Here is an 18,274-nt window from a genome sequence, read left to right as displayed (position 1 = left end):
GGCTGGGGATGTAGGATTCGAACCTACGAATGCCGGAATCAAAATCCGGTGCCTTAACCAACTTGGCGAATCCCCAAATCTTAGTTGTGTTTGGCTGGGGATGTAGGATTCGAACCTACGAATGCCGGAATCAAAATCCGGTGCCTTAACCAACTTGGCGAATCCCCAACTATCCACGCTTTATATCAAACCATACAAAGGATGCTGCTGCAACCCTTGAACCAAACGGCTTTGATATTTGCTTGAAACCTTACTGTATACAATCTGAGCATCTTTATAGTTATGGAAAGTTAAAAATAGACAAGCTCCGGAGCCTGTCATCATTACCTGACCAAACTGCTGCAAATCTTTATAAATTTGCATTATCTCAGGGTATACCTGCAAAACCACAGCCTGCATATCATTTCTGAACGGCTGCAAATTTGCGAAAGTCGGCATTATGCAGGCCACCGAATTCCTTGTCAAGTCTTTGTGCGAAAAAATTGCGGCAGTAGAAACATGCACAGGCGGTTTAACCACAATATACCATTGCTGCTGCACGTTTATTTCCGTCAATTTCTCTCCTATCCCTTTGGCAAAAGCGTTTTTGCCAAACAGGAAAAAAGGAACATCGGCACCTAATCCGACTCCGATATTGATCAACTGTTGCCGGGTCAGGCCGCATTCCCACCAACGGTTGAGGACCAATAATACCGTAGCCGCATCGGAACTGCCGCCACCCAACCCGCCGCCGCTGGGAATCTGCTTGTCCAAACGTATATCCACACCCTGTCCCGTTTTCCTATACGGCAGCAAGGCTTCGGCGGCACGGTAGGCAAGGTCTTTCTCCTGCGGCAGACCATCTGTGGGGTTTTGCAACACAATCAGGCCGTCCGAACGCGGGGTAAGGTAAACGGTGTCTTGCCAGTCAATCAGGCAGAATATGCTTTCCAAATTATGGTAACTGTCAGCGCGGCGGCCGGTAATGCGTAAATCAAGATTCAGCTTGGCGGGGGCAGGAAATGCTTGTGTGTATTCCAAAATCGGCATGATTATCCTCTGGCGGCGCATTGTGCAGGTGCATCCGCACCGTTTTCAGACGGCATCACGCTGTCAAACACCAATCTCAACGACAATTGTTCATTGCGCAAAGCCAACACTCTGACGCTGCCGTCTTCCTGTGTTTGGCGGCTGATATTCCATCCGGCCTGCTGCAAATCGCCTTCCGCCGTCAAGCTGTGCGGCAAGTCCGCCGCCCACTGCCCCCGCATCCATACGTCGAGGTATTCCAGTGGCAGTGCGAAGCCGAGCAACTTCTGACTCAGCTGGCGAACGTCCGGCGCGGTAAACCGTTCTCCTTTGGCATTGACGGCCAACACGCCCTGCGAATCGCGGCAAATCTGCCCCAAAGTATTGCCCAACGGGGTATTGACATTGATGGTCTGCACACCGTTCTGCCTGTTCCAATCGAAATTGGCATATGAACCTTTGCCCTCGTGCTGTACGGCCAAGCGTCCGTCGGCGGAAAAATCGGCACCTTCATCTTGCGGCCGCCAGTTCGTCTGCCTGACCGGCGTACTGAGGCAGCCCGCCAGCAGCAATGCGGCGGCGCAAGGAAAAAGTAATTTCGTCTTCATTAACTTACTCCTACAAAAAGGCCGTCTGAAAAACCGTCCTTCTAACAGTCCGGCTTTCTATTTTCAGACGGCCTGAACGGACGGCTTATACGCCTTCCGGTTCGGCTGAATACAGCGTGGAATCAAAATGTTTCCGCCGGTATTCGTTTACAGCTTTTTTCTCCTGGTCGTAATTCAATGTTTCCGTCAAAACAACTAATTTGGCAGTATCGCCGTCAGGCCTCTGCTTGACAATCTTTTGTCTGGCGGCCTGATAATCGCGGCCATACGTCCCATTTTCACCATTTGCCCCGTCATCGGCGGCGGACAAGAGGCGCGTACCGTCATCACCGTAATAAGTCGGCGTATTATCTAATCCAAACAACAATATATTCTGATAAAACAGATACTCGTCAAAAGCCTTGCGGTTCAACCTGCTGCTCGGATGGCGTTGTAGGAAATCCTCCCATTCCATCACGCGCTCGGCCAATTCCTGCCATGAAATAGAAAGGGCGGCATCGTTCGTGGCCAGCTCCTTATCCTGCCGCGCCTCGATTTCAAGAAAGCGGCGGGTATCCGGACTGACAGCGGTTCCGAACAATTTCAGATAATAATCCGCCTTCGGCCGCACGATTGCCGTACATTCGCCGACATCCCAATATTCCAGCCCGACGGCAGACATCTTCCGTTGCAATGCCTTGAGTGCTTCCGTTTCCTCCAATTTGCCCGCCTTTTCGACCCAATATTGTTCGCTGCAGAAGTTGTCTAAAACCGTGGTTTCCTGATCATTGATTTTAACCAGCAGACCGCTTTCAGACGGCCTGTTTTCATTGTAGGCAGTCAGTAGCGCAACATATTCGTCGTACAAGTTATCTGCCTGCTTCGGCGAGGCGGAGGCCAATTCGCGTTTGATGCGCTCCGTATGCCATTCAAACTGTTTCAACAAATCTGCAGGCATCGGATCTTCTTCGGCCTGTATGGTCTCGGCTGATGCCGCTGAGGCCATGGACGCGGCGGCAGGCGCGGGCTCGGAAACGGCAGAGGCGGCAACGGATGCGGCCGGCGGCGGGGTATCGTCCTGCCTGCCGCAGGCGGCAAATAGTAAAGGCAGGCATATCAATAATAGTCTTTGCATGGCGTCTATCGGTTTTGAGGAAATATAGGGAAACGCGATAAGGCCGTCTGAAAACGGCAGACGCTTTCAGACGGCCTGTCCGTATCAGCGGCTGTGCAGGCCGATGCGGTTGCCTTCGCTGTCTTCAACAAAGGCGGCATAGCCGTTGGCAATCGGGAATTTGTCCTGCAACAGGCGGCCGCCGGCCGCCACGGCAGCGCGGGCAGTTTCCGCACAATCGGTACAATTGAAAAATACGGTGGTGCCGCCATAACCCGGCACGGCACCACCGTCGCTCCACAGCATGCCGCTAACTCCATATTTCGCCCAGTCGGCACTGAAAATCATAAAGCGCATCCCGCCTCCGCCTACTTCCTGAAGCGTTTCGCCGAACACGGTTTCATAGAATTTTTTCGCGCGGTCCAAATCGGCGGCGTGAATGCCGAACCAGCTTACCGGATTGCCTGTCATATCGTACTCCTTTGCAAGTTGTGAAAAGGCCGTCTGAAAATACGGCGTGCGGTACAACGGTATTTTCAGACGGCCTCAAAGTTTATTTGTTCAGTTTTTTAGTGGCGGCACTGTCCACTTTGCAATCTTTGAACAGGATGGTTTGGTCGCCTTTTGGCAATCCGCCGTCCAATTTGCTGGCCTGCATCAGGATTTTACCGTTGGCTTTGGTCAATGTGTCGGGCGAGGCTTTGTCGGTAATCCAAGTCAGGCCCTCGCCGTAATAGCTGTTCTGCTTTTTGCCGTTGGTGTCGTTCATCACGCGCCACAAACCGGGGGTAACCTGATCGCCGACTTTAATCTGCACGACGGCGGTTTCGCCATCTTTGATGCCGTACATGGCGTTCACGTTGCGTTTACCCTGTTGGCTGTCGCATACATAAGCCACTTCTACCCTTTTATCTAAACTGCCGACTTCGGCCTGCATCAGAATCGGGGTATTGTCGGGTATTGAGGCGGCGGCTTTTTTACCGTCGGCGGCATGGGAGAGGGTGGCGGCCAGCAGCAAGGCTGCGGCGGAAATCAATTTGGTTTGCATAACATATCTCCTGTTGGTGGATTGTTGATGGATGACAAACGAAGCGCGTATTGTAAAGTATGTTGTGTCAGTAAAATACCGTTTTGTGTAAAGACGGGTGTATTTTCAGACGGCCTTTTGCCATTTGAACGGCAAACCGCCGTTTGTCAGCGTTTGACGAATACCAAATCCCATACGCCGTGCCCCAGGCGTTTGCCGCGCACTTCGAATTTGGTTTCGGGGCGGTAAGCGGGCGTGGGGGCGTAGTTTTCGGCGGTATTTTGTAATTCTTCGGGGAAACCGTTTAAGACTTCGAGCATCTGCATCGCGTATTCTTCCCAGTCGGTCGCCAAATGGATGTAGCCGCCGCTTTTGAGTTTGGGCAGCAGTTTGGCCACGAAGGGGGCTTGTATCAGGCGGCGTTTGTTGTGGCGTTTTTTGTGCCAAGGGTCGGGGAAGAAGATGTGTATGCCGTCCAGACTGCCGTCCGCCAGCATGTTTTCAACAACTTCCACCGCGTCGTGGCGCATCACGCGTATGTTGGCGATGTGTTGTTCGTCTATCAGTTTGAGCAGGTTGCCGACGCCCGGCCCGTGTACGTCGATGGCGAGAAAGTCGTCATCAGGCAGGCGGCAGGCGATTTCGGCGGTGGCCGTCCCCATGCCGAAGCCGATTTCGAGTATTTTCCGGTTGCTGCGGCCGAAGGCTTGGTTCAGGTCGGCAGGCGTTTCCTGATAATCCAGGCCGAATTGCGGCCACAGGGTGTCGATGGCGCGCTGCTGGGCGGCGGTCATGTGGCTTTGGCGCAGGACGTAGCTGCGGATGCTGCGGTGGTGCTGCGTGTCTTGGTTTGCTTCGGGGATTTGGTCGGTCATGGTCGGCTTCCGTTGCAAGGCCGTCTGAAAGGATGCTTTCGGTTTTCAGACGGCCTGCGTCGTTTGGTTTAAAGGACGGTATGCGGCGGTTCGTAATGGATGATGTCGCGGATTTTGTTGTGCTCGTCCACCAGTACGACTTTGGGTTGGTGGGCGGCGATTTCGGGTTCGGACAGCATGACGTAGGACATGATGATGACGATGTCGCCCTTCTGCACCAGCCGTGCCGCCGCGCCGTTCAGGCAAACAGTGCCGCTGCCGCGTTCGCCGGCGATGGTATAGGTTTCCAGCCGCGCGCCGTTGTTGTTGTTTACGATGGCGACTTTTTCATTGACGCAGATGCCTGCGGCATCCATCAGGTCGGGGTCTATGGTGATGCTGCCGACGTAGTTCAGGTCGGCTTCGGTTACGGTGGCGCGGTGGATTTTGCCGCCGAGCAGGGTTCGGAACATGTGTTTTCCTTTGATGTTGCGAGTCATGTTTTCAGACGGCCTTTTAGGGAAAGGAGGCCGTCTGAAAAGGCAAAAGGCAGGCATTTTCGATGAAATGTTTCGGCCAAGTCAAATTTTACGGCCGGATATTCCGTGCCGGCTGCCAATCCGACAACAGCTTTCCCGCCCGTTTCAAACGTTGCCCGTATCGCTCCGCCATACAGGATTCGTACACATTCCTTCTGCAATCTTTGCCTTCGGCATGCGGCGACGCACAGACGGCACGGCAAAACGGACGGATTGGATATTCATCGTCAGGCTCCCAATTGCGCCTCCATCCAGCGCAAATAGGCGCGCAAACCGCGCTGTATCGGCTGCATGACGATTTGCGGGCAGTCGTAACCGTTGTGGGCCAGAATGATTTTCTCCACCGCCGAATAATGGCGGCGCGCGCTTTTGATGACGATGCGGACTTCCGCGCTGCGGCAGAGTTCGCCCTGCCAGACATATTCGCTGACGATGTTTTCGTATTGCACGTAGGCGGCCAGTTTGCGCTCCAACAGGGCGCGGCCTATCCGTTCGGCTTCTTCACGGCCTGCGGCAGTTGTGATGATGACGACGGGTTTGAATGCGGGCATTTTCAGACGGCCTCTTATTTGAAATTCAACACCGGCCAGCCCTTTTCCAAGGCTTCGCGCAGCAGTTCGGCATCAGGATTGACCGCCACCGGCTCGTCCACCGCGCGCAAAAGCGGCAAATCGTTTTTCGAATCGCTGTAAAAATACACCTTGCCGTAGTCGCCCAAATCCTTGCCGCGTGCGGCCAGCCATTGGTGCAGGCGTGTGATTTTTCCTTCCTTCAGGCTGGGGATGCCGGTGTAATTGCCGGTGTAGTTGCCGTCTACGTCCGTTTCGAGCTGGGTGCCAATAACATTATCGATGCCAAAAATCTTGCAGATGGGCGTGATGATGAACTCATTGGTGGATGAAATAACCAGCAGCTCATCCCCCGCCGCGCGGTGGCCTTCCACCAGCGTCCTGGCCATATCCGAGATATGCGGCGCGATAAATTCGGCGGTAAACTCGCGGTGCATTCTGTCCAACTCATCGCGGCTGAAACGCGCCAACGGCGCGAGGTGGAATTTCAAAAAGGCATCGATGTCCAAACAGCCGGCCTGATAGTCGCGGTAGAACTTCTCATTCTGCCGTTCCGTCTCTTCGGCATCGACCAAACCCTTCTTAATCAAATATTGCGGCCAGGCATGGTCGGAATCCGTGTTAATCAGCGTATTGTCCAAATCGAAAACGGCTAAATTGGTCATGGTGTGTCCTGTTGTTTCAAAAGCTGGCGCAAAAGCGGCAGGGTGATGCGGCGGCGGGTGGTGGCGGCATAATGGCAGAGGGTGTCGAGCATCTGCACCAGGCTGTCCATATCCCGCCGCCAATACGTCAGCAGGTAACGGAAAATTTCCGGCTCCAAAGCCAACTGGCGCGCACCGGCCATGCCGACAAGCGCGTCTATCTTTTCTTCGTCGCTCAAAGGTTTGATGTCGTATACCAGACAATAACCCATGCGGGTGCGCAAATCTTCGCGCACGGTGAGCTGTTGCGGCGGCACGTCGGCGGAAAGCAGCAGCCTGCCCCGCGCGCCGTTGCGGAAACGGTTGAAGATTTCAAACAGCAACGCCTGCTCGTCGGCCTGGAGCCTGTCCGCACCGTCGACCGCCAGATATTCGGCGGACAAGGCGGTTTCGTCCAGCGGCGCGGTTTCGGCATCGATATAAACGGCATGATGCCCCTGCTCCCGCGCCTGCGCCACCCATGCCTTGAGCAGGTGGCTTTTGCCCGACCCGCGCTGCCCCCAAACATAGACAAACTGATCCTGCGCCTGTTGCAGCACATAAATCAGTTCGCGGTTGGCGGTGCCGAGGAATTTGTCGAAGCCCGGATAATCGCTGCGTGCGAAGTCAAAAATCAGTTGGTTCACGGCATTTTGCTGCCCGAAGGGAAAACGGTGCGATTGTATCGGTTTTCAGCCTGCGGGCAAACCGTGCCGCCGTTGCCGCTGAGGCAAACCGCCTGTTTTCAGACGGCCTGTCATTTCCGCCGCCGCTCAGTTACAATCCGCGCTCTTTTGGCCGCACTCAAGGAAAACACACCGTGCTTCAAACCGTTATCGACTTCATCCTCCACATCGACCGCCATCTGGCCGAATTGTCCCTGCAATACGGCGTGTGGATTTACGTCATCCTGTTTCTGATTGTATTCTGCGAAACCGGCCTGGTGGTTACGCCCTTCCTGCCGGGCGATTCGCTGCTCTTTGCCGCCGGCGGCATTGCGGCCGTGGGCGGCATGAACATTCATTTGATGGCCGCGCTGCTGATTGCGGCGGCCGTCCTCGGCGACGCGGCCAATTTCACCATAGGGAAATACTTCGGCGCGCGGCTGTTTTCCAATCCCGATTCGAAAATCTTCCGCCAAAGCCATTTGGCCAAAACCCATGCCTTCTACGAAAAATACGGCGGCAAAACCATCATCATCGCCCGCTTCGTGCCCGTCGTCCGCACCTTCGCGCCGTTTGTCGCCGGCATGGCCGACATGCACTACGGCCGCTTTATCCGCTACAACATCATCGGTGCGGTGGCCTGGGTCGTCCTCTTCGCCTATGCGGGCTATTTCTTCGCCAACACCAAAATCATCAAAGAAAACCTCAGCCTCGTGCTGGCGGCGATTATCGTATTGTCCGTCCTGCCCGCCGTGGTCGAAATCGTCCGTGCGAAACGGGCGGCCAAAAAACAAAACGGCTGATGCCTTTCAGACGGCCTTTCCGTTTACGGCGGACAGATACGGCAAAGAGGCCGTCTGAAAACTTTGTCCCAAAGAGGGAAACGGTTTTTCAGACGGCCTCTTCTTCCTTGACAGGCGGGCTACGGCATCACAATGCGGCGTCGAAGCCGCCGTCTTCCACCACCTCAATCAGCGCGGCCGCACCCGTTTTGGCGGGGTCGAACTCAATCAGCGCGCTTTTTCCTTCCAGGCTGACTTCGGCCTTCGCCACGCCTTCCACACCTTCCAAAATGCGGGTAACGCTTTTGACGCAGCCGCCGCAAGTCATGCCCTCGATATTGAGCGTAAGGGTTTCCATAAAATTTCCTTTTCCAACAAAAAATACGGTTATTGAAACACGCACCGTCCTACGGATACGCGCCGAACCGGGCTTCAAACGGGCGGCTTTATCATCATGGGAACAAACCGCTACACGGAGCAAGGCAGGCCACCACTATAGCCCTTTATCGGCAATGACGGTCAAGACGATTGAAACAGGCCGTCTGAAAACAGGTGTCGGCGCAACCGGGCAAACAGGAAAAATCCGCCAGACAAACCAAATCGGACAAACCAGTTCCCCGACCCGCAGCCTAAACATCACGCACATCGGCCAACGGTTTGCTGCCGAAGTCTTCCGCCTCGATCATGGCGGCAATTTTGGCGGCGGTATCGGCGGCGGATTGCAGCTTCGCACCGTCTTTCAGCGCGCGGAAACGCGGCTGCAACGGAAAGTCCCGACAGTCGGCGTTGCGGATTTCCCTCTGCATTTCGGTATCGACCACGCCCGGGGCGATGCAAGCAATCGAAAAGGCCGGATGCCCTTCCGCCGCCGCACACAAGGCATGGCGGTCCAACGCCGCCTTGCCCGCACCGTACACGCTCCAACCGGCATACTCCCTGCGTCCGGCACCGCTGCCGATATGGACGATTTTCAAATGCACGCCGTCCGGCCGCGCCGACAACAGATAATCCGACAACAGCAGCGGCGCGGTAACGTTCAGCGCGACGGCACGGACGATTTCAGACGGCCCCTGCCGTCCGAGCAGCACATTGGGCGCGGTCGTCCCCGCATTGTTGATCAGCAGCAATTCATCCGCATCGCGGATAAAGTCCGCCAAGAGGCCGTCTGAAAGCTTTTGCGCCAGCAAACCGGCATCGGACAAATCCAATTCGGCCTGAAACAGATTTTCAGACGGCCTCAAATCCGCCCTGCCCCGTGCCAAACCGAACACAGCCCAACCGGCGCGCAAATAATGTTCCGCCAACGCATAACCCAAACCGCGGCTGTGCCCGCTGATAACGGCCTTACGCATAAACCGCCTCCCAAATTACGATACAATGCACGCCATTTTACGCGCAAACGGAAAACCGATTTATGAAAAAACACATTTTGCTCGGCATCAGCGGCGGCATCGCGGCCTACAAATCCTGCGAACTGGTGCGCCTGCTGAAAAAGCAGGGGCACGAAGTCAGCGTGGCCATGAGCCGTGCGGCGGCGGAATTCGTCACCCCGCTGACCTTTCAGGCACTCAGCGGCCGCCCCGTTTTGAGCGAAACCCATCAGGCCGGGGACAGCAACGGCATGGCGCACATCAACCTTACCCGCGAGGCCGACGTTTTCCTGATTGCGCCCGCCTCGGCCAACACGCTGGCGAAAATCGCCAACGGCATCGCCGACAACCTCTTGACCAACCTCGCCGCCGCACGCAAATGCCCGTTGGCCGTCGCACCCGCCATGAATGTCGAAATGTGGCGCAATCCCGCCAACCAACGCAACATCGCACAACTGCTTGCAGACGGCATCACCGTCTTCCCGCCCGCAGACGGCGAGCAGGCCTGCGGCGAAACGGGTACCGGCCGGATGCCCGAAGCGGCGGAACTGGCCGACCTGCTGCCCGATTTGTGGACGGAAAAAAGCCTGTCCGGCAAACGCGTGTTGATTACACTGGGTGCGACCTTCGAAGCCATCGACCCCGTGCGCGGCATCACCAACCTGTCCAGCGGGCAGATGGGTGCGGCTTTGGCGCGCGCCTGCCGCGCGGCCGGGGCGGACGTGTCGCTGGTTTGCGGACAGGTGCAAACCGCCCTGCCCGCCGGCATGGGCGAAACCGTCCGCGTTTTGGGTGCGGAGGAAATGTACGGCGCGGTCATGCGGCGCGTGCGGGATTGCGACGTATTCATCTCGGTTGCCGCCGTCGCCGACTACAAAGTATCGAACGCCTCCGGGCAAAAATTGAAAAAAGACGGCAGCGGCCGTCCGCCCGTCATCGAACTGGCGGAAAACCCTGACATCCTCGCATCCGTGGCCGCCCTGCCGGATGCGCCGTTCTGCGTCGGCTTTGCCGCCGAAAGCGAACGGGTGTTGGAATACGCCCGCGCCAAACGCATCAGGAAAAATATTCCGCTGATTGCCGCCAACGACGTTTCGGTCGCCATGGGCAAAGCGTCGAACCAAATCACCCTTATCGACGACGCGGGCGAAACCGCCCTGCCCCTCTGCGGCAAAGACGAAACCGCCGCCGCCATCGTCCGCCGCATTGCCGAACTGCTGCCCGCCCGCTGATGCGGTGCCGTTTATCCCGCGTCATCCGCAAAAAGGCCGTCTGAAACATATCTTTCAGACGGCCTCGATATTGTATGCCCCGTTGTTGGCTATTGAATCAGCAGGGCGGATTCCGGGATTGACTTACCCTCCGGGGCAAGCCGCACGCCGCTGCCCCGGCTGCCCTTCACGCTGACCACCACGCCGTCGGGCAGGCTCTCATGAATCACCAATTCGGCATCGCCGTATGAGCTGTAACTCACATTATCGCAATCACCTTTGCACAGCGAAAGCGGCCAGCGCAGGTAATGGGGTTTGCCTGACTGAACGGCCATGTTTTCGCCGCCCTGCAGGTTGAAGTAGTCGAAATCCGGCTTGCGGGTGCGGAAAGCCCATTCGACTTTTTTTTCTCTGGCCAAGCCGTCTTCTTTGCTGATTGCGGCATAACGGAATACGGCGCGGTATTCGGTGTCGTAGGCCAGCGGGTCGAGCGGGAAGAGCGCGAACTGGTAGGGGGTAAACAGTTTGTTGGGATCGGTTTCGGCATCCAAAATCCGCGTGTTGCCGACTTTTTCCTTTCCTTTGAATAATTCGAACGACAGCATTTCGATTTCGTCCCCCCCTTCTTCATTAAAGGCGATGCTGACCGGGTTGCCGCTGAATTTGCGGTCGGGCAGCGGATTGGGGGTTTCGTTGGCAAACATCGTAGCCACCCGTTTCCCCACCGGGTAGGCAACGTAGTCGGGAGCGGCAATGTCTACTTCATCGGCATAGATAATGCCGCCGTTCTGACAGGCGGAAGAATAAAACGAGCGGTATTCCTCGGCATCCTCCTCCGAATGCTTCGTCTGGCCGCACCGTTTGTTGGCGCGGCTGTTGCCTTGATTAACCACGAAGGCGTGGTTGCCGTTTCTGACGGTGTAGCCGATGCCCGCCTCGTCGCTGTTGGCATCCAATAGGGAGAAACGGTGGTAGATGGCCGTCATCAGGCCGTCGAGATGGAGATGCTGTTGCAAGGTCTTGCCGACAGGTTCGCTGTTGGAAACGGTGCTGACGTTTTCCTGTGCGCCCAAATACTGATAGCCCGTTTTTTTCACGCGGTCGCCCAGTTCTTTGCCGCTGAAAAAACGGCTTTCCGGATGGTTTTCGTCGTGCATGTCTTCGGGAAAATCGGTCAGATAGTCTGCATGGGCGGCGGCGGAACGGGTCAGTTCGGGCGAACGGGCAAACGCGCCCAATCCGGCCTCGCCGCGCAAATGATTGAGATAGGCCAGCGCATCCATCCCGCCGGTTTCGCCGCCGGTTTGCCCCGTTTTCGGATAAATCAGGTTTTCAGGCGGCCTGGGGCGCACCATGAAGCCGAACAGCAGCAGCAGGGTTACCAACAATCCGACCCACACCAATAAAGGGCGAAGCCAGCCTTTACCCCCTTCCGTGCCGCCCGGCGGGGCGGAATGACGATTATGGTTCATGGTTTATTCTAAAAGGTAAAGGCCGACCGCCAAGGTGGTAACGGTCAGTAAAAACAGCAGGATAACGGAAATAATAAATCGTTTCATCGGATTCGCCCCATACGGCGGGTTTCAGACGGCCTGTCTGCGCAGAAGGAAGCGGCGGCCGACCCGCGAATTTTGCAGGAAGGTCGCCGCCGACACGGCACGGCCGTGCTTATTCGTCGGCAAACATGTTTTTAAACCACAGCTTGATGCTGTCCCACAGGCGGCCGAAAAAGCCCGCCTCGTCCACGGCCGTCAGCGCGACGACTTTGCGTTCGGCCAGCACTTGGCCGTTGTAGGTGATTTTCAGTTTGCCCAGCACCTGGCCTTTTTCAATCGGTGCCAAAACGGGCTGCACGGTTTCCAAAACCGGTTTGACTTTGTTGCCCTCGCCGTGCGGGATGGTGAGGTAGACGGGTTCCAAGAAACCTATGTTTACGTTGTCTTCCTGTCCTTTGTACACTTTTACCGACGAAACCGGGATATTGGCATCGTATGCCTTGGGTGTATCGAAGGCCTGCAAAGCCCAATTCAGCAGTTTGCTGCTCTCGCTCGCTCGCGCCTCAATGCTTTCCGTTCCCACCACCACGGAAACCACGCGGCGGCCGTTACGCTTGCTCGAAGCAATCAGGTTGTAGCCGGCAGTGTTGGTGTGGCCGGTTTTCAAGCCGTCCACATTCGGGTCGCGGTAGAGCAACAGGTTGCGGTTGGGCTGCTCGATGTTGTTATATTTGAACGACTGCATCGAGTAAATCGGATAATACTTCGGATAATCCTTGATAATCGCTGCCGACAAGATGGCCAGGTCGCGCACGGTGGTCGTGTGGCCGTCGGACGGCAGGCCGGTGGCATTGATAAAATGGGTTTTACTCATGCCCAAGCGTTTCGCTTCGGCGTTCATCATGTCGGCAAAGCCCGCCTCGCTGCCGCCCAACGCTTCGGCCAGCGTGACGGCGGCATCGTTGCCCGACTGCACGATCAGGCCTTTGAGCAAATCGCCCACGGATACCGGTTTGCCCGCATTGAGGAACATGCGCGAACCTTCGGCACGCCAGGCGGTTTCGGACGGCGTCAGCATGGTTTCGGCTTTCAGACGGCCTTCCTCCAAGGCTTTAAAAGCCAGATAAGCGGTCATCAATTTGGTCAGCGATGCCGGTTCGATTTGCTTGTCGAGGTTTTTGCCAGTCAGAATCTGGCCGCTTTGCAAATCCTGCACCAAATAAGCGGCGGCGGCGATTTCCGACGCGGTCGAAGCCTGCGGGACCGGCTCGGGCGGCAAAACGTCCGGTTCGGAAGCGGCATTCTCGCCCGGCACGGCCGAAGCGGCAGCCGTCGCCGCAGCGGCAGTTGCTGCCGCGACGGGAGGTTTGTATCTGTGCTTGTATTTATGTTTGCTACGGGCGGCATCGGCCGTCTGAAAGGAAAGGACGACGGCCAATGCCGCCACAGTCAGATATTTTTTCATAGGACAACGAATTATGGGGAAAGTAATGGGGTTTTCAGGCCGGAGGCCGTCTGAAAAAATTTCCGCCGCCGTACTCAGCCTTTACGGCATATCGGCGAAAAAAGCCGCATTATACCGACAGCCCCCGCCTTTGCTAACTTTTTCTTGCGTTCGCACCAACCTGCGGGTATGGTTTTACTTTTCGTAAAAAAATTTAACATCATGAACACCCGCCCTTACGCAGACTACCTCACCCGCATCCTCACTTCCTCCGTTTACGACGTCGCCGTCGAAACCCCGCTCAAACCCGCCCGCAATCTTTCACGCCGTCTGAAAAACAACATCCTGCTCAAACGGGAAGACCTGCAGCCCGTTTTCTCCTTCAAAATACGCGGCGCATACAACAAAATGGCGGCTTTAAGCCCGACCGAACTCGAACGCGGCGTGATTACCGCCAGCGCGGGTAACCACGCGCAAGGCGTGGCCCTTTCGGCACAAACGCTGGGCTGCCGCGCCACCATCGTCATGCCTGAAACCACCCCGCAAATCAAAGTAGACGCCGTTAAAGAACGCGGCGGCAAAGTCGTATTGAAAGGCACATCCTACAACGATGCCTACGACCACGCCGTCCGACTGGTGGCCGAAAGCGGCCTGACCTACATCCCGCCCTTCGACGACCCCGACGTCATCGCCGGACAAGGCACCATCGGCATGGAAATCATCCGCCAGCATCCGAAGCCGATTGATGCCATTTTCGTCCCCGTCGGCGGCGGCGGGCTGGCGGCGGGCATTGCGGCCTTTATCAAAAACGTGCGCCCCGAAATCAAAGTCATCGGCGTGGAAACATTCGATGCCTGCGCTATGAAGCGTTCGATTGAAGCGGGCGAACGTTTGGAACTAAAAGACGTCGGCCTGTTTGCCGACGGCACGGCGGTCAAACTGGTAGGCGAAACCACCTTCGCCATCTGCCGCGACCTTTTGGACGACATCATTCTGGTAGACACCGACGACATCTGCGGCGCGCTGAAAGACATCTTCGACGACACCCGCAGCATCACCGAACCTTCCGGCGCATTGGCTTTGGCCGGTCTGAAAGCCTATGTCGCCCGCGAAAACTGCGAAGGCCAAACCCTGATTGCCATCAACAGCGGTGCCAACATGAACTTCCACCGCCTGCGCCACGTTTCCGAACGCAGCGAACTGGGCGAAGGAAACGAAGGTATTTTCGCCGTTTCCATCCCCGAACGCCCCGGCAGCTTCCTCAAATTCATCAACACCTTGGGCAACCGCAGCATCACGGAATTCAACTACCGCTACGGCGACGACGACACCGCCCACATTTTTGCCGGCATCCAAACCACAGGCTCAGCCGACCGTGCCGCCATCGCGGCCGAACTCACCGCCGCAGGCCTGCCCAACACCGACCTGACCGAGGACGAAATCGCCAAAATCCACATCCGTTACATGGTCGGCGGCCGCAGCCACAAAGTGAAAAACGAACGCCTGATTACGTTTGAATTTCCCGAACGCCCCGGCGCGCTGCGCCACTTCCTCAACCACATGCAGAGCAGCTGGAACATCACCCTCTTCCACTACCGCAACCACGGTGCGGACTACGGCCGCATCCTGGTCGGCATCGACGTTCCCGCCGAGGATGAAGCCGCCTTCGCTGCCTTCCTCGACAGCGTGGGCTATGTCTACGAAGACCAAACCGGCAACCCGGCCTACTGCCTGTTTTTAAGCTGACCAACGCATCCCCGCCGAAGGCCGTCTGAAAAACCGGAGGCCACCGTCCAAGACCCTGCCGGAAGCCTTGAAATACGCACGGACGACTCAAGTTAGAGCACCATCGGATTTAGATTTTTATAACCATGAGAAACTGAATTTATGACAGAAAAAAATTATTACGAAATACTGGGTGTCGCCAAAGATGCGGACGAGGACACCATCAAAAAAGCCTACCGCAAACTGGTGCGCAAATACCATCCGGATGTGAGCAAAGAGCCGGATGCCGTTGAGCGTACGGCGGAAATCAACCGTGCTTACGAGACCCTTTCCGACAAGGAAAAACGTGCCGAGTATGATGAAATGTTGGCAAACCCTTATGGCCGCAACGCAGGGGGCAATCCGTTCGGACAAGGCGGAAACCCGTTCAGCAACGGTTTCGATAGCGGAAGTTTCCGTTATGAGTACCGGGAAGGGGAGCCGTTCGGTGCGGGCGACTTTAATTTCGAAGACTTGTTTTCATCGTTCCGCCACGCCCGCTCCCGTCCCGAGCAGCCGCGCGGTCCCGTCAAGGGAGAGGATCAACACGCCGAATTGAGCATTGATATTTATGCAGCCTATACCGGTGCGGAGCGTAGCCTGGCTTTGAATGTGCCGACTTTGGACGAATACGGCCGTATGGTTTACCAAAGCAAAACCCTCAACGTCAAAATTCCCAAAGGCATCGCCGAAGGCCAGCAAATCCGCTTGGCCGGACAGGGGCTGCCGGGCAGCAATGGCGGGGCGAACGGGGATTTGTACTTGAAAATCAAGTTCCACGACCGGCCGGACTTGTACGTCAAAAACAGAAAAGACATATATCAGACGATAGACGTCAAACCGTGGGAAGCGGTATTGGGCGGCAAAATCATCGTTCCTACCGCATCCGGCCGCTTACAGGTCAATCTGCCTGCCAACACTCAGAGCGGCAAAACCATCCGCCTTAAAGGCAAGGGCATTCCGGCGAAAGAGGCGGGAGACCTATACCTGAATATCCGCATCAATGTCCCTGTTGCAGAAAGCGAAGCCGACCGTGCCGCATGGGAGAAACTGGCAGAACATTTCGCTGCGAAACACGCATGAAAGAAAGGATAAACCATGACGCAATCCACCGACATCGCTTTGACTTTTGAAGAAATCATTGCTGTCAGCCATTGCCGCCGCGACTGGCTGTTGGAACTCATCGAGGAAGACATCATCAGCATAGGCGGCAAGCCCGAACAAAGTACGTTCAGCGGTTTCCACCTTGCACGCATCCGCCGCGCACAGCGTTTGAGCCGTGATTTTGAAGCCGGCATCCCGGCGTTGGGTCTGATTATGCGGCTTTTAGACGAAGTGGAAGAGTTGCGGAAAGCGCAGCGGCCGCCGGTTTTATTGCAGGACGAATAAAAAATGAATTTGCAGGCCGTCTGAAAACAAGGTTTTCAGACGGCCTTTCCGTTGCGTACGCCGGTTTCCGCCCTGCCGGCAAAATCCGTATAATCCGCCTTTTCCGTTTTTCCCTTATCCATCATGCCCCTGTTCCGCCAGACAACCGCGCCGCAACATCTTTTCAGACGGCATCGGCCGAAATTGCGCCGCCTGATGCTGCCCGCACACAGCCTGAACTGTCCCGAGTGCGGCCTGCTGATTGAGATTCCGATGCTCGGCCAGGGGCGGCAGGCCGACTGCCCCCGCTGCCGGCACGAACTGGTGCGGGTGGAAAACCGTCCTTTTACCACCCCGCTCGCATTGGCTCTGGGCACGCTCATCCTGCTGCTGTGCGTGTACAGCGGCATGTTCATGACCGTCAGCACCATAGGCGTTTACGAACGGCTGACGCTGCCGTTTATGCTGGAAGTATTGATTCTGCAGGACTTCGGTTTTTTGGCCGAAGTCATGTTCGTCTTCACCTTCGGCCTTCCGCTGCTGTTTTTGCTGTTGTGCCTCTATGTTTACGGCGCGCTGGCGGTACAAAGCCCCCTGCCCGGCCTGTTGATAGCCACGCGGACGATGGTCCGGCTGCGAAGCTGGGTGATGGCCGACGTTTTCCTGATTTCGACCCTAGTCGCCTACATCAAACTGGGCGACGTGGTGCAGGTGGATTTCGGCAGCTCATTCTGGCTGATGTTCCCGATGGTGCTGCTGCTGTTGCGGACCACGCTGTCCGTCCCCGAACACTGGGTGTATTACCAAATCCACCGCCTGCGCGGCCACACCACGATTTATGCCGACAACACCGGCAAAATCTGCTGCAGCCGCTGCCGCTACTTCAGGCCGTCTGAAGAAATCCTCTGCCAAGTGTGCGGCACCCATCTTTTCACCCGCAGGCCGAATAGCGAGAAGCTGTCATGGGCCTTCCTGCTGGCGGCGGCGGTGTTCTACCTCCCCGCCAACATGCTGCCGATTATGATTTCCTCCAACCCGACGGTTACCGAAATCAGCACCATACTGGGTGGCATCATCTTTATGTGGGACAGCGGCGACCGTGCGATTGCGGCGATTATTTTCAGCGCGAGCATCATGATTCCGGTCTTGAAGATTTTCGCCATGGCCTTTTTGCTGCTGTGCAGCCGCTACGGCGTGCCGTTCGACATCCGTAAAGTTTCCCTGCTGTACCGGATTACGGAAAAAATCGGCCGCTGGTCGATGATTGATATTTTCGTCATCATCATCCTGATGAGCACGTTCCACACCAACATCGCCCGCGTTACCCCCGGCCCCGCCTCGCTGTATTTCTGCCTCGTGGTGCTGCTGACCATGCTGTCGGCGCACTATTTCGACCCGCGCCTGCTGTGGGACAAATACGGTTCGGAACAGGAAAACCGACAGGCGTAAAGCAAATGCCGCCTCAACGGCAAAGGCCGTCTGAAAGCCGTTCCGCGCAGGAAACCATACTTTCAGACGGCCTTTTAACGTCTGCCTTTTGCCTGCAATCAACATGGAAAACGCCGAATCGTCTCATTCCCGCCCAAACGTGAAGGACGGCATGGAAAGTCCTTTTTTCGATTCACCATAGGCCGAGCATCGCGGCACTGACGTATTCCTTCTAATCAAAAATCGCATAACCGCCCCCTCTTCCACTCTTGAAAACGGCCGCCGGGCTAATAGACCTCTTGCGAAAGTATCCTGAAGATTTACAATTTCCAAATGAAATACGAAAACCTAATCCAAAGAAGCAA

Annotated in this window: 20 protein-coding genes and 2 tRNA genes; 6 read left to right on the top strand and 16 right to left on the bottom strand. The window is 56.2% G+C overall.

Annotated features, from left to right (window positions below; all coding sequences use genetic code 11):
• Window positions 1-2: 2 nt before the first annotated feature.
• From ACTHSL_RS09670 to hda, 12 genes are all read right to left on the bottom strand, one after another.
• Window positions 3-76, bottom strand: a tRNA-Gln gene (locus ACTHSL_RS09670).
• A 15-nt stretch (window positions 77-91) separates the two neighbouring features.
• Window positions 92-168, bottom strand: a tRNA-Gln gene (locus ACTHSL_RS09665).
• Window positions 169-180: 12 nt separating this feature from the next.
• Window positions 181-1,029 carry a 4-(cytidine 5'-diphospho)-2-C-methyl-D-erythritol kinase gene (ispE, locus tag ACTHSL_RS09660; protein WP_440381241.1) on the bottom strand — a complete coding sequence of 283 codons (849 nt, stop codon included), beginning with the start codon at window positions 1,027-1,029 and terminating at the stop codon, window positions 181-183.
• Window positions 1,030-1,031: 2 nt separating this feature from the next.
• Entirely contained in the window at window positions 1,032-1,616 is a 585-nt protein-coding gene (locus tag ACTHSL_RS09655; protein WP_114922192.1) for an outer membrane lipoprotein LolB, read from the bottom strand.
• Between the two features lie 85 nt (window positions 1,617-1,701).
• Window positions 1,702-2,730 (bottom strand): hypothetical protein, encoded by a 1,029-nt coding sequence (locus tag ACTHSL_RS09650; protein WP_440381240.1) that lies wholly within the window; start codon window positions 2,728-2,730, stop codon window positions 1,702-1,704.
• A gap of 84 nt (window positions 2,731-2,814) precedes the next feature.
• A complete protein-coding gene (locus tag ACTHSL_RS09645; protein ID WP_440381239.1) occupies window positions 2,815-3,180 on the bottom strand; it encodes a VOC family protein in 366 nt (121 codons plus the stop codon).
• An 82-nt stretch (window positions 3,181-3,262) separates the two neighbouring features.
• Window positions 3,263-3,757: a hypothetical protein gene (locus tag ACTHSL_RS09640; protein ID WP_049248044.1), complete on the bottom strand. Its 495-nt coding sequence runs from the start codon at window positions 3,755-3,757 to the stop codon at window positions 3,263-3,265.
• A gap of 146 nt (window positions 3,758-3,903) precedes the next feature.
• Entirely contained in the window at window positions 3,904-4,611 is a 708-nt protein-coding gene (gene trmB, locus ACTHSL_RS09635; protein ID WP_440381238.1) for a tRNA (guanosine(46)-N7)-methyltransferase TrmB, read from the bottom strand.
• 68 nt (window positions 4,612-4,679) lie between these two features.
• Complete coding sequence (gene panD / locus ACTHSL_RS09630; protein ID WP_040666462.1) at window positions 4,680-5,063, bottom strand: aspartate 1-decarboxylase; 384 nt, start codon at window positions 5,061-5,063, stop codon at window positions 4,680-4,682.
• 293 nt (window positions 5,064-5,356) lie between these two features.
• On the bottom strand, window positions 5,357-5,680 hold the full coding sequence (gene cutA, locus ACTHSL_RS09625) for a divalent-cation tolerance protein CutA (RefSeq protein ID WP_440381237.1): 324 nt from the start codon (window positions 5,678-5,680) through the stop codon (window positions 5,357-5,359).
• Between the two features lie 14 nt (window positions 5,681-5,694).
• Entirely contained in the window at window positions 5,695-6,363 is a 669-nt protein-coding gene (locus ACTHSL_RS09620) for an HAD family hydrolase (protein WP_440381236.1), read from the bottom strand.
• Complete coding sequence (gene hda / locus ACTHSL_RS09615; protein ID WP_107992934.1) at window positions 6,360-7,028, bottom strand: DnaA regulatory inactivator Hda; 669 nt, start codon at window positions 7,026-7,028, stop codon at window positions 6,360-6,362. Before hda ends, ACTHSL_RS09620 begins: the two co-directional genes overlap by 4 nt.
• 173 nt (window positions 7,029-7,201) lie before the next feature.
• Between hda and ACTHSL_RS09610 the strand changes: the two genes are divergently transcribed.
• A complete protein-coding gene (locus ACTHSL_RS09610; protein WP_440381235.1) occupies window positions 7,202-7,849 on the top strand; it encodes a DedA family protein in 648 nt (215 codons plus the stop codon).
• Between the two features lie 127 nt (window positions 7,850-7,976).
• Here ACTHSL_RS09610 and ACTHSL_RS09605 read toward each other — a convergent pair whose 3' ends face one another.
• Entirely contained in the window at window positions 7,977-8,186 is a 210-nt protein-coding gene (locus ACTHSL_RS09605) for a heavy-metal-associated domain-containing protein (RefSeq protein ID WP_440381234.1), read from the bottom strand.
• Window positions 8,187-8,457: 271 nt separating this feature from the next.
• Entirely contained in the window at window positions 8,458-9,180 is a 723-nt protein-coding gene (locus tag ACTHSL_RS09600; protein WP_440381233.1) for an SDR family NAD(P)-dependent oxidoreductase, read from the bottom strand.
• 62 nt (window positions 9,181-9,242) lie between these two features.
• Here ACTHSL_RS09600 and coaBC point away from each other — a divergent pair, with 62 nt between their 5' ends.
• Window positions 9,243-10,430 carry a bifunctional phosphopantothenoylcysteine decarboxylase/phosphopantothenate--cysteine ligase CoaBC gene (gene coaBC / locus ACTHSL_RS09595; RefSeq protein WP_440381232.1) on the top strand — a complete coding sequence of 396 codons (1,188 nt, stop codon included), beginning with the start codon at window positions 9,243-9,245 and terminating at the stop codon, window positions 10,428-10,430.
• An 89-nt stretch (window positions 10,431-10,519) separates the two neighbouring features.
• On the opposite strand, the gene ACTHSL_RS09590 is transcribed toward coaBC, so the two are convergent.
• Both ACTHSL_RS09590 and ACTHSL_RS09585 read right to left on the bottom strand, forming a co-directional pair.
• The gene (locus tag ACTHSL_RS09590; RefSeq protein ID WP_440381231.1) at window positions 10,520-11,881 is read right to left on the bottom strand and encodes a CAP domain-containing protein; all 1,362 of its coding nucleotides are present in this window, start codon (window positions 11,879-11,881) and stop codon (window positions 10,520-10,522) included.
• Window positions 11,882-12,077: 196 nt separating this feature from the next.
• On the bottom strand, window positions 12,078-13,370 hold the full coding sequence (locus ACTHSL_RS09585; protein ID WP_440381230.1) for a D-alanyl-D-alanine carboxypeptidase family protein: 1,293 nt from the start codon (window positions 13,368-13,370) through the stop codon (window positions 12,078-12,080).
• 201 nt (window positions 13,371-13,571) lie between these two features.
• Between ACTHSL_RS09585 and ilvA the strand changes: the two genes are divergently transcribed.
• The 4 genes from ilvA to ACTHSL_RS09565 all read left to right on the top strand — a co-directional run bounded on the left by ilvA (window position 13,572) and on the right by ACTHSL_RS09565 (window position 17,930).
• Entirely contained in the window at window positions 13,572-15,095 is a 1,524-nt protein-coding gene (gene ilvA, locus ACTHSL_RS09580) for a threonine ammonia-lyase, biosynthetic (RefSeq protein ID WP_440381229.1), read from the top strand.
• Window positions 15,096-15,236: 141 nt separating this feature from the next.
• A complete protein-coding gene (locus ACTHSL_RS09575) occupies window positions 15,237-16,196 on the top strand; it encodes a DnaJ C-terminal domain-containing protein (RefSeq protein ID WP_440381228.1) in 960 nt (319 codons plus the stop codon).
• Window positions 16,197-16,211: 15 nt separating this feature from the next.
• On the top strand, window positions 16,212-16,502 hold the full coding sequence (locus ACTHSL_RS09570; protein WP_440381227.1) for a chaperone modulator CbpM: 291 nt from the start codon (window positions 16,212-16,214) through the stop codon (window positions 16,500-16,502).
• Window positions 16,503-16,625: 123 nt separating this feature from the next.
• Window positions 16,626-17,930, top strand: a complete 1,305-nt coding sequence (locus ACTHSL_RS09565; protein WP_440381226.1) for a paraquat-inducible protein A — start codon at window positions 16,626-16,628, stop codon at window positions 17,928-17,930.
• Window positions 17,931-18,274: the final 344 nt, after the last annotated feature.

It is taken from the genome of Neisseria sp. P0008.S010 (assembly GCF_051962715.1).
In the GTDB taxonomy this organism is placed as follows: domain Bacteria; phylum Pseudomonadota; class Gammaproteobacteria; order Burkholderiales; family Neisseriaceae; genus Neisseria; species Neisseria elongata.
The sequence above is the reverse complement of the archived record's forward strand: the minus strand, read 5'-3'. Positions and strand labels throughout refer to the sequence as shown.

Excerpts from the sequence above, each read along its gene's own strand:
- ispE (WP_440381241.1), bottom strand. The coding sequence starts at position 1,029 with ATGCCGATTTTGGAATACACACAAGCATTTCCTGCCCCCGCCAAGCTG.
- ACTHSL_RS09655 (WP_114922192.1), bottom strand. The coding sequence starts at position 1,616 with ATGAAGACGAAATTACTTTTTCCTTGCGCCGCCGCATTGCTGCTGGCG.
- ACTHSL_RS09650 (WP_440381240.1), bottom strand. The coding sequence starts at position 2,730 with ATGCAAAGACTATTATTGATATGCCTGCCTTTACTATTTGCCGCCTGC.
- ACTHSL_RS09645 (WP_440381239.1), bottom strand. The coding sequence starts at position 3,180 with ATGACAGGCAATCCGGTAAGCTGGTTCGGCATTCACGCCGCCGATTTG.
- ACTHSL_RS09640 (WP_049248044.1), bottom strand. The coding sequence starts at position 3,757 with ATGCAAACCAAATTGATTTCCGCCGCAGCCTTGCTGCTGGCCGCCACC.
- trmB (WP_440381238.1), bottom strand. The coding sequence starts at position 4,611 with ATGACCGACCAAATCCCCGAAGCAAACCAAGACACGCAGCACCACCGC.
- panD (WP_040666462.1), bottom strand. The coding sequence starts at position 5,063 with ATGTTCCGAACCCTGCTCGGCGGCAAAATCCACCGCGCCACCGTAACC.
- cutA (WP_440381237.1), bottom strand. The coding sequence starts at position 5,680 with ATGCCCGCATTCAAACCCGTCGTCATCATCACAACTGCCGCAGGCCGT.
- ACTHSL_RS09620 (WP_440381236.1), bottom strand. The coding sequence starts at position 6,363 with ATGACCAATTTAGCCGTTTTCGATTTGGACAATACGCTGATTAACACG.
- ACTHSL_RS09605 (WP_440381234.1), bottom strand. The coding sequence starts at position 8,186 with ATGGAAACCCTTACGCTCAATATCGAGGGCATGACTTGCGGCGGCTGC.
- ACTHSL_RS09600 (WP_440381233.1), bottom strand. The coding sequence starts at position 9,180 with ATGCGTAAGGCCGTTATCAGCGGGCACAGCCGCGGTTTGGGTTATGCG.
- coaBC (WP_440381232.1), top strand. The coding sequence starts at position 9,243 with ATGAAAAAACACATTTTGCTCGGCATCAGCGGCGGCATCGCGGCCTAC.
- ACTHSL_RS09590 (WP_440381231.1), bottom strand. The coding sequence starts at position 11,881 with ATGAACCATAATCGTCATTCCGCCCCGCCGGGCGGCACGGAAGGGGGT.
- ACTHSL_RS09585 (WP_440381230.1), bottom strand. The coding sequence starts at position 13,370 with ATGAAAAAATATCTGACTGTGGCGGCATTGGCCGTCGTCCTTTCCTTT.
- ilvA (WP_440381229.1), top strand. The coding sequence starts at position 13,572 with ATGAACACCCGCCCTTACGCAGACTACCTCACCCGCATCCTCACTTCC.
- ACTHSL_RS09575 (WP_440381228.1), top strand. The coding sequence starts at position 15,237 with ATGACAGAAAAAAATTATTACGAAATACTGGGTGTCGCCAAAGATGCG.
- ACTHSL_RS09570 (WP_440381227.1), top strand. The coding sequence starts at position 16,212 with ATGACGCAATCCACCGACATCGCTTTGACTTTTGAAGAAATCATTGCT.
- ACTHSL_RS09565 (WP_440381226.1), top strand. The coding sequence starts at position 16,626 with ATGCCCCTGTTCCGCCAGACAACCGCGCCGCAACATCTTTTCAGACGG.